This is a genomic window from Acidovorax sp., assembly GCF_046339755.1.
Classification (GTDB): Bacteria; Pseudomonadota; Gammaproteobacteria; order Burkholderiales; family Burkholderiaceae_C; genus Acidovorax.
The window spans coordinates 1-10,051 of sequence record NZ_JBKDTZ010000179.1 but is presented as its reverse complement, the minus strand read 5'-3'; the positions used below and the strand labels follow the sequence as shown (position 1 = coordinate 10,051).

Annotated in this window: 8 protein-coding genes; 3 read left to right on the top strand and 5 right to left on the bottom strand. The window is 69.9% G+C overall.

What is annotated here, in order from left to right; all coding sequences use genetic code 11:
* The 3 genes from ACK59X_RS14770 to ACK59X_RS14760 form a co-directional block, all read left to right on the top strand.
* Window positions 1-1,599, top strand: a 1,599-nt coding sequence (locus ACK59X_RS14770) for a TonB-dependent receptor (RefSeq protein ID WP_409958224.1), incomplete at its 5' end; no start/stop codon positions are given.
* A 154-nt stretch (window positions 1,600-1,753) separates the two neighbouring features.
* Window positions 1,754-3,886, top strand: a complete 2,133-nt coding sequence (locus ACK59X_RS14765; protein WP_409958222.1) for a TonB-dependent receptor — start codon at window positions 1,754-1,756, stop codon at window positions 3,884-3,886.
* A 60-nt stretch (window positions 3,887-3,946) separates the two neighbouring features.
* A complete protein-coding gene (locus ACK59X_RS14760) occupies window positions 3,947-4,663 on the top strand; it encodes a TonB-dependent receptor (RefSeq protein ID WP_409958220.1) in 717 nt (238 codons plus the stop codon).
* A gap of 70 nt (window positions 4,664-4,733) precedes the next feature.
* Here ACK59X_RS14760 and ACK59X_RS14755 read toward each other — a convergent pair whose 3' ends face one another.
* The 5 genes from ACK59X_RS14755 to ACK59X_RS14735 all read right to left on the bottom strand — a co-directional run.
* On the bottom strand, window positions 4,734-5,420 hold the full coding sequence (locus ACK59X_RS14755) for a GNAT family N-acetyltransferase (RefSeq protein ID WP_409958218.1): 687 nt from the start codon (window positions 5,418-5,420) through the stop codon (window positions 4,734-4,736).
* Window positions 5,417-5,938 carry a MarR family winged helix-turn-helix transcriptional regulator gene (locus tag ACK59X_RS14750; RefSeq protein WP_409958216.1) on the bottom strand — a complete coding sequence of 174 codons (522 nt, stop codon included), beginning with the start codon at window positions 5,936-5,938 and terminating at the stop codon, window positions 5,417-5,419. The genes ACK59X_RS14755 and ACK59X_RS14750 overlap by 4 nt, the downstream gene beginning before the upstream one ends.
* A gap of 113 nt (window positions 5,939-6,051) precedes the next feature.
* On the bottom strand, window positions 6,052-7,488 hold the full coding sequence (locus tag ACK59X_RS14745; RefSeq protein ID WP_409958214.1) for an NAD-dependent succinate-semialdehyde dehydrogenase: 1,437 nt from the start codon (window positions 7,486-7,488) through the stop codon (window positions 6,052-6,054).
* A gap of 145 nt (window positions 7,489-7,633) precedes the next feature.
* Window positions 7,634-9,115 carry an efflux transporter outer membrane subunit gene (locus ACK59X_RS14740; RefSeq protein WP_409958212.1) on the bottom strand — a complete coding sequence of 494 codons (1,482 nt, stop codon included), beginning with the start codon at window positions 9,113-9,115 and terminating at the stop codon, window positions 7,634-7,636.
* A gap of 23 nt (window positions 9,116-9,138) precedes the next feature.
* The coding region (locus ACK59X_RS14735) for an efflux RND transporter permease subunit (protein WP_409958210.1) at window positions 9,139-10,051 on the bottom strand (913 nt) is incomplete at its 5' end.

The following is a 10,051-nucleotide window of genomic DNA, read 5'->3' as shown; positions in this document are numbered from 1 at the left end:
GGCAGCGGCGGCCATACCGACGTTTCGGCCGACATCGCGCGCCGCTTCGGGCCCGATGGCAACACCGGCATCCGCGTCAACGTGGCCTCGCACCATGGCGGCACGGCCATCGACGACGAGAAGGCCAGGCTCGGCCTGGCCGCCGTGGGCCTGGACTGGCGCAGCCGCGACGTGCGCCTGTCGGGCGACATCGGCTGGCAGGACCACAAGCTCAAGCGCACGCGCACCAACGTGACGCTGGGCGGCGCCGTGACCGTGGTGCCCACCGCACCGGACGGCAACAGCAACTTCGCGCAGCCCTGGTCCTTCTCCAACGAGCGCGACACCTTCGGCACGCTGCGCGGCGAGTGGGACATCAACCAGAACATCACGGCCTGGGCCGCCGCCGGCGCCCGCAGCGGCAAGGAGCTGAACTCGCTGGCCAACCTCTCGGTGTCCAACGGCAGCACGGGCGCGGGCACCACCTACCGCTTCGACAACGCCCGCAAGGACAACGTGAACACCGGCGAGCTGGGCCTGCGCGGCAAGCTGCAGACCGGCAGCATCGGCCATGAGTGGGTGCTCGCAGCCTCCACGTTCAGCCTGGACAAGAAGAACGCCTATGTCTTCGACTCCGGCAACACGCAGTCCACGAACCTCTACAACCCCGTGTTCTCGGCCTTCCCGGCCTTCAGCGCCAATGCGGGCAAGGGCGGCGTGATGGACAACCCGCTGACCACGGGCCGCACCCGCATGAGCAGCCTGGCGCTGGGCGATACGCTGTCGATGCTGGACAACCGCCTGCTGGTCACGCTGGGCGTGCGCCACCAGAAGTTCGACATCGCCAACTTCGCCTATGGCACCGGCGCCCAGACCTCGCGTTATGAACAGGACCGCACCAGCCCCGTGGTGGGTGCCCTGTACAAGATCGACAAGAGCCTGTCGGTCTACGCCAACTATGCCGAGGGCCTGAGCCAGGGCGACACCGCGCCCGCCACGGCCGCCAACCGCGGCACCATGCTGGCACCCTATGTGTCCAAGCAGAAGGAAATCGGCGTGAAGTACGACGGCGGCCGCGTGGGCGGCAGCGTGGCGCTGTTCTCCACCGACAAGCCGCGCTCGGTCATCGATGCAGCGAACATCTTCAGTGGCAGCGGCAAGGACCGCCACCAGGGCCTGGAACTGGCCGTGCAGGGCGAGGCCATGAGCGGCCTGCGCGTGCTCGGCGGCGCCACGTGGCTGGATGCCACACAGCAGCGCACCGGCTCGGCACTCACCGATGGCCAGCGCGTGATCGGCGTGCCCAAGCTGCAGGCCAACCTGGGCCTGGAATGGGACGTGCCCGGTGTGCGCGGCCTGGCCCTCGATGGCCGCCTTGTGCACACCGGTTCGAGCTACGCCAACGCCACCAACACCCTGCGCGTGGCCGGCTGGAACCGCCTGGACCTGGGCGCCCGCTACCTGACCGAGGTGGGTGGCAAGCTCGTCACGCTGCGCGCACGCATCGACAACGCGACCAACAAGAACCACTGGGCTTCGGTGGGCGGCTACCCCGGCTCGGGCTACCTGGTGGTGGGTGCGCCGCGCGCCTTCACCCTGAGCGCCAGCGTCGACTTCTGACGCCAGCCTCCGGCCATCGGGCGGCCCGCGCCACCCGATGGCCTGCGGATTTTCCAGCCACCGCGCGAGCGACCGCGCTCGCCCAGGCAGCCAATTTTTTTGCGATCCACGGCAGGTGGCCTACCTACCTGCCTTTCCAAGAGATGACACTGCCATGCCCCGCACACTGACACCCGTGATGGCCGCGCTGCTCGGCCTGGCCGCCACGGCCCAGGCCCAGCAAACCCTGCCCGAAGTCAAGATCCAGGAAGCCGCCAGCGAACGCGATGGCGCTGCTGCGCAGGGCTACCGCCCGGCCCAGGTGCGCCAGCTCGGCCCTTTGGCCGACCTGCCCCTGCTGGACACGCCGTTCTCGGTCCACGTGACCACCGGCGAGCTGCTGCAGAACCTGCAGGCCAGCAAGCCCGACGACGCCTTCCGCTACAACCCCGTGGTGCAGCTGCAGGGTCCGCAGTCGCGCTTTTTCACCAGCGTGGCCATGCGCGGCTTCAGCGTCGGGTCGACCAAGCGCATCGACGGCGTTCCCAGCACCACCACCTACGTGAACACGGACCTGGAGGACAAGGAGCGCATCGAGGTGCTGACCGGCCTGTCGGGCTTTCTCCATGGCAGCGGCAATGTGGGTGGCACCATCAACTACGTGCTCAAGCGCCCCGTCTACCAGCCGCTGGCGCGCGTGACCGCAGGCATCACCGAGGGCAGCAACCTGCGGGTGCACGGCGACTTCGGCGGGGCGCTGGACGCGGACGGCCGCCTGGCCTACCGCCTCAACGCGGCGGCGCAGGACGGCGACCTGCGGCTCGACAGCCAGTCCCTGCGGCGTGGACTGGTCAGCGGCGCACTGGACTGGAACCTCAGTGACCGCCTGCAACTGCAGTTCGATGCCTCCCGCAGCATCTACCACATGAAGGGCACCGAACCCTTCTGGGATGTGGACCCGGGGGCCGCATTTCCCGCAGCACCCGACCTGCACCGCAGCTACGGCCAGCCCTTCACGCGCACCGACACCACGCAGACCCAGTGGGGCGCACGCGTGACCTGGCGCGCCAGCGAGGCGCTGACCGTGCGCACCGGCCTCACGCAGCGCAAGAGCGACATCGACCTCATCGCGGCCAACAACCTCTTCGTCACCGGAGCCCCCGGCCGCTACCGCGTGCAGGCCAGCGCCTGGGACTACCCCGACGTCAAGGCGCTGGGCGGCTTCGCCCTGGTGGACGGCAAGCTGCAGACCGGCAGCCTGCACCACAAGATCACGGCAGGCTGGTATGGCGACCACGACGAGCGCACCCCGTTCCTGAGCTCGGCGGGCGGTTGGGCCACGCTGACCTCCGCCCCCATGGACATCGCCGCGCCCACGGCGCTCACCGCCCCGGCCTTCACCATCGCGGGCCCCAAGTACATCGCCCAGCGCTCGCGCTACGGCAACTGGGTGCTGGGCGACCATGTGAAGTTCAACGCGCAGTGGTCGGCCCTGGTCGGCCTCACCCACGCCAGCATCACGGACACCAGCTACAACGCCGCCGGCGCCACCACGGCCCGCTACGGCGACAGCCGCACCACGCCCTCGCTGGCCGTGCTGTTCAAGCCGGCAGAGCACATCACCCTCTATGCCAACTACATGGAGAGCCTGGAAAAAGGCGGCACCGCGCCGCTGACCGCGGGCGGACGTGCCGTGGTCAATGCGGGCGCCGTCCTGCCGCCACTGCTGTCCAAGCAGGCCGAGGTGGGCGTCAAGGCCGAACTCGGCAACATGCTGTTGACTGGCGCGCTGTTCCAGATCGACAAGGGCCTGCAGTACACCGACACCACCACCCACCCCGCCGCACCGGTGTACGTGCAGGACGGTCGCCAGGTGCACAAGGGGCTTGAATTCACCGCCAGCGGCCGTGCCCTGCCCGAGCTCACGCTGTGGGGCGGCGTCACGCTGCTGGACGCCCAGGTGACCAGGCAGACGGCCACCCCGGCGCTGCAGGGCAAGACCCCGGCCAACGTCGCCGAAGTCCAGGCCAAGCTCTACGCCGAGTACGACATCGCCGCCGTGCCCGGTCTGGCGCTCACGGGCGGTGTGCTCTACACCGGCAGGCAGCAGCGCGATGCCCTCAACACCCAGCAACTGCCCGCCTACACGCTGCTCGATGCCGGGTTGCGCCATGTTGCCAAGGTGTCGGGCAAGCCCGTGGTCTGGCGCCTGTCGGTGGCCAATCTCACCGACAAACAGTACTGGCTCAACGGCACCTACCTGGGGCGCCCGCGCACCGTCTCCCTGTCCGCACAAGTGGACTTGTGAACTGCAACGATAATCGCACTCGTTCTCGTTTACTCTCTCTCACTCCAAAGGCATCTCACCATGACCCTGACCCTTCGCACCGCTGCCGCTTTCGCCCTGGTGGCCGCAGCCGCCACCACCGCCAACGCCCACCAGGTGTGGCTCGAAAACGCCGGCGGCCAGGCCCGCCTGCACTTCGGCGAGTTCAACGACAACCTGCGCGAGACCTCGCCCGGTGCGCTGGACAAGTTCAAGGGTGTGCCCGTGCTCGAGCAGCGCGCCGGCACCGCCAGCCAGAAGGTCGAAGGCAAGCTCACCAAGGACGCCTTCGCCTACACCGTTACCGGCAACGCCGACACGCTGTTCGCTGCCGCCACCTACCCACTGATCGACCGCAGCAAGCGCAACCTGCCCGCCATGTACTGGCAGCCCTCGGCGCGCTGGGTCGCCAGCCTCGCCCAGCCCGTGGCGCCCGGCCAGGCGCTGGACCTGGTGCCCACCGGCAAGCCCGGCCAGCTCAAGGTCGTATTCAACGGCAAGCCGCTGCCCAAGGCCAAGGTGCAACTGGTCTCGCCCGCCGGCTGGAGCCGTGAAGCCCAGTCCGCTGATGACGGCACCGTGGAGTTCCTGACCCCCTGGAAGGGCCAGTACGTGGCCGAAGTGCACCACACCGACAAGACCCCCGGCGAAGCCCAGGGCGAGAAGTACGGCGAAGCCAGCTACGTGACCACGCTGAGCTTTGTGCAGGCCGAAGGCGCGGTTTCGCCTCCACTGCCCCCAGCACCCGAGAAACACTGAGTGCTCCCATGGCGCCTGGCGCCATGATCCAAGCCCCGGCACGCACCAGCGTGCCGGGGCTTTTCCTTGCTTACGAAGGCCGCGCCAGCACGGCCACCTGGATTTCGGTGCGGGTCTCGAAGCCCAGGGTTTCATAGAGCGCGATGGCCGCATGGTTGCTGGCCCAGGCGTGCAGGAAGGCCTGGTCGCCGCGCTGCTGGATGGCATGCGCCACCACCGACGACAGCCGGCGCGCCAGGCCCCGGCCGCGGAAGTCCGGGTGCGTGCAGACCCCGCTCACCTCCGTACCCCCTGCAAAGCGCATGCGCTCGCCGGCCATGGCGGCCAGGCGCCCTTCGATGCGCACACCGAGGACGCGGCCCATGGTGTGGGTGCGTTCGAGAAAAGGGCCGGGCTCCGTGAGCCGGGCCAGGGCCAGCATCTCGGGTGCATCCGCATCGCCGAGCTCCACCACCGCCTCGGCACCGTCCACAGGCGCCACGGGCCCCATGGCCAGCATCTGCACGCCCTGGGCGCTGCGCACGAGCTGCAGGCCGGGCGGCACCTGTACCGGTGCCACCTGCGCCATGAAGATGGACTCTCCCGGCGCGACCAGATCGGCCAGTGCCGCCAGGCTGGCACCCTCATCGTCGCGGGCCGAGGCGAACAGGTTCACATCGCGCCGGTACCGCCTGGCGAGCTCTCCGCCTTCGGCGACTTGCGGCGCATGCAGCAGCGCAGCCCAGACGGGGCGGTCAAGGGGGTTGTTGTCGTTCATCGGGGTGCCTTTTCGGAGGAGCGTGCGGGCTGTGCCGCGAGGGTGGCTGCTGCGCGCTGCAGCAGCGAGGTGTGTGCGAGGCCCTGCTCCAGGGCCGCGAGCTGGTCGAGCAGCGGTCCCTGCAGCGGTGCGCAGATCTGGGCCACCGAGGCTTCGATCACCGGCCAGACTTCGCGCCGGGCACGCTCGACCAGGGCCTGCCCTGCTGCGCTGAGCTGCACCTTGCGGATGCGCCGGTCCTCAGGCAGCGAGCGCGACTCCACCAAGCCACTCTCTTGCAGCCCATGCAGCGAGCGGGTGACCACGGGCTGGCTGACCCCTACTGCCGCGCTCAACTCGCCCACGCCCAGCGGGCCATGCCGGTCCAGCGCGGCGAGCAGCGGGAAATGGGCGGCCGGCAGGTCGATGCCATGCTGGGCCATGAGCGCCTGGGTCTGCGCCTGCAGCGACTCCCCGATGCGCCGAAAGCGCGTGCCCAGGGTGAGGAATCCGAGTTCCTTGACGGTATCGTGCAGCATGAATTTCCTTTGATAGATATCATGCTATATATTTGACAAGACCATGTCAAGCCATACCGGTGGAACATGGCCCGCGAGGCCCGCCGGGGCCTGCATCGCGGGCCATGCGTCCATCACACGTTCATGATCGAGACCAGGCGCGTGTTCAGATGCGCCTCGACGGCTTCACTGCCGCCTTCGGAGCCGTAGCCCGAATCCTTGAGGCCGCCGAAGGGCAGCTCAGCGGCCGGAGCGGCAGCCTGGTTGATCCACAGCATGCCCACTTCCAGGCGCTGGGACAGCAGGTGGGCATTCTTGAGCGAGCGCGTGAAGGCGTAGCCGGCCAGGCCGAAGGGCAGGCGGTTGGCTTCGGCGATGGCGTCCTCGATCTTCTCGAAACCGCGCACGGCGGCCACGGGGCCGAAGGGCTCTTCGTTGAAGATGCGGGCCGACAGCGGCACGTCGTTGAGCACGGTGGGCTGGAAGAAGTTGCCTTCGCTGCCGATGCGCTCGCCACCGGCGGCCAGCTGCGCGCCCTGCTGCACGGCGTCGGCCAGCAGGTCGGCCATGGCGGTGATGCGGCGCGGGTTGGCCAGCGGGCCCATCTGCGTGCCCTGCACCAGGCCGTCGCCGACCTTCAGGCCCTGGGCATGGCCCGTGAGCGCGGCCACGAACTCGGCGCGGATGCTCTCGTGCACCAGGAAGCGCGTGGGCGAGATGCAGACCTGGCCGGCGTTGCGGAACTTGGCGCCACCGGCGGCCTTGATGGCCAGGGCCACGTCGGCGTCCTCGGCGACGATCACCGGGGCATGGCCGCCCAGTTCCATGGTCACGCGCTTCATGTGCTTGCCGGCCAGGGCGGCCAGTTGCTTGCCCACGGGCGAGGAGCCGGTGAAGGTGACCTTGCGGATGATGGGGTGCGGAATCAGGTAGTTGGAGATCTCGGCGGGGTCGCCATAGACCAGGCCCACGGTGCCTTCAGGTACGCCGGCATCCGCGAACGCGCGGATCAGCTCGGCCGGGCTGGCCGGGGTTTCCTCGGGTGCCTTGACCAGGATGGAACAGCCGGCCGACAGCGCGGCTGCGAGCTTGCGCACCACCTGGTTGATGGGGAAGTTCCAGGGCGTGAAGGCCGCCACGGGGCCCACGGGGTCCTTGATGACCAGTTGCTGGGCCTTGAGGTTGCGCGAGGGCACGATGCGGCCGTAGACGCGCAGGGATTCGTCGGCGAACCATTCGATGATGTCGGCCGAGGCCATGGTCTCCACCTTGGCTTCGGGCAGGGGCTTGCCCTGCTCCTGCACCATGATGGCGGCGATGGCATCGGCGCGCTCGCGCATCAGCGCGGCGGCGCGGCGCATGGTCTTGGCGCGGTCCACGGCCGGGATGTCGCGCCAGGCCTCGAAGCCCTTCTGCGCGGCTTCAAGGGCACGGTCCAGGTCGGCCTTGCCGGCATGGGCCACGCGGCCGATTTCCTTGCCCGTGGCGGGGTTGTGCACGGCGATGGTCTTGCCATCGGCGGCGTCCTGCCACTGGCCGGCGATGAAGAGGCGGGTATCGGGGTAGCTCATTGCGAAGTCTCCTGCATGCAAGGGGAAGAATGGGATGGCAGCCATTTCACCGACCCACCGGTCGAATGGCGACACCCGGCACTATAGGCCCCTTGCAACAGGCTGGCTTGCAGGGGCGGCAAAACCCCTGCCGAGCCGCCCTCGCTCAGCGTGCGGGCACCTGCGCCAGGGCGACCTTGCCGTCACCCCAGCCACCGCCCAGCGCGCGGATCAGGCCCACGGTGGCGGTGTACTGGGAGGTGCGCACCTGCAGTGCCTGGCGGCGGTTGCGCAGCTCGCTGCGGCGCGCGTCCAGCAGTTCGAGCTGGCTCACCAGGCCGTTGCGGTAGCGCGAATCCGACAGCTGCGTGGCGCGCACGGCCGACTGCACGGCGCGGCCCTGGGCCTCGGCCTGGCCGGCCAGCAGGCGCAGTGCGCTCAACTGGTCCTCGACCTCGCGGAAGGCCGTGAGCACCTGGCCGCGGTGCGCCGCCATGGCGGCCTCCAGCCGGGCGCGGGCACCCTCTTCTTGGGCCTTGCGCTGGCCGCCGTCGAAGATCGGCAGCGACAGCAGCGCGCCGATGCCCCAGGAGCGGGCCGACCACTTGAACAGGTCGCCGAGTTCGGGCGAGGCCTGGCCGGCATTGCCCGTGAGGGTGATGGCCGGGAACCAGGCCGCCTCGGCCACGCCCACGCGCGCCTGGGCTGCCAGCACCGAGGCCTGGGCGGCCGACACGTCGGGCCGGCGCGCCAGCACCGTGCCGGGCACGCCGGCCGGGATCACGGGCAGCGCGGCATCGCCGGTGGCCGGTGCCACGGCAAAGCCGGTGGCCACGTCGCCCACGAGCACGGCCAGGGCATTGGACAGCAGGGCCTGCTGGCGCTCCAGGGCCAGGGCCTCGGATTCGGTGGCCGCGACCTCGGTCTGCACGCGCGCCACGTCGAGCTCGGCCACGTCACCGGCCTGGAAGCGCCGCTGCGTCAGGCGCAGCGTGTCGCGGTAGGCGGCCAGGCTTTCTCGCACCAGCACCTGCTCGGCCTGCACCGAGCGCAGCTGCAGGTAGGTCTGCGCCACGTCGGCCTGGACCAGCAGGCGCGTGCTCTGCAGCAGCGCCTCGCGCGCCTGGGCATCCAGGCGGGCGGCATCGCTGGCCTTGGACAGGCGGCCGAACAGGTCGAGCTCGTAGGAGATGTTGAGGCCCACGCTGGTCAGCGTGGAGGCCTCGGTGCTGCCCGTGGTGCCAGCGCCGGCCTGGCGCGTGGCGCCGGCCGAGGCGCCGACCTGGGGTGCACGCGCGGCATCGGCCGAGCGCAGCAGCGAGCGCGCCTCGGCCAGGCGGGCCGCTGCCTCCTGCACCGTGGTGTTGCCGCTGGCGGCACGCTCGACCAGGCCGCTGAGCACCGGGTCCTGGAAGCCCAGCCACCACTCGCCGCGCGGCTGTGCCTCGGCGGGGGCGGCGGTGGTCCAGGCGGGGGCGCCGTCGGCCACGCTGAAGCTGGCGGGCACGGCCACGCCGGCATGCTCGGGCTGCGGCGCGATGGGCGTGCCCATGCAGCCGGCCAGCACCAGGGCGGCCACCAGCGGCGCCAGGCGCGCCGCGCGCCGCACGGTCAGGGAAGGGTCTGAAAACATCGTAGTCGCATTCATGGCAAAGACTCCTTTGCGCTCATTCATTCGTCATGGCCGCGCGGTGCAGCCAGGATGGGGTGGGCCACGGCGCCAGGGCCGGGGGCATCTGTCAGCGGCGCCGTGTGGCTGCCGTGGTTGGCCAGGGGGCGGTTGCCGGCCAGGCGGCGCAGCACGACGTAGAACACCGGCGTGAGGAACAGGCCGAAGGCCGTCACCCCGATCATCCCGGCGAACACCGCCACGCCCATGGCGCTGCGCATCTCGGCGCCGGCACCGGTGGACAGCACCAGGGGCAGCACACCCATCACGAAAGCCAGCGAGGTCATCAGGATGGGGCGCAGCCGCAGGCGGCTGGCCTCGATGGCGGCCTGCACGGGGGTGCGGCCGGCAAACTCCAGCTCGCGGGCGAACTCCACGATCAGGATGGCGTTCTTCGCCGACAGCCCCACCAGCACGATGAGCCCGATCTGCGTGAAGACGTTGTTGTCGCCTTTGCTGAGCCAGACGCCCGTCATCGCCGCCAGCAGGCCCATGGGCACGATCAGGATGATGGCGATCGGCAGGGTCAGGCTTTCGTACTGCGCGGCCAGCACCAGGAACACCAGCAGGATGGCGATGGGGAACACCAGCACGGCGGAGTTGCCGGCCAGGATTTCCTGGTAGGTCAGCTCGGTCCACTCGAAGCCCACGCCGGGCGGCAGCGTCTCCTTGGCGATGCGCTCGATCGCGTCCTGCGCCTGGCCGGACGAGAAGCCCGCGGCGGCCGCGCCGTTGATGTCGGCCGTGAGGAAGCCGTTGTAGCGCATCGCACGTTCGGGCCCTGCCCCTTGCTGCACCTTCATGAGCGCCGACAGCGGCACCATCTCGCCCGTGGCCGAACGCACCTTGAGCAGGCCAATGTCCTCGGCGCGCGCACGGAAGGCCGCGTCGGCCTGCACCCGCACGGTGTAGGTG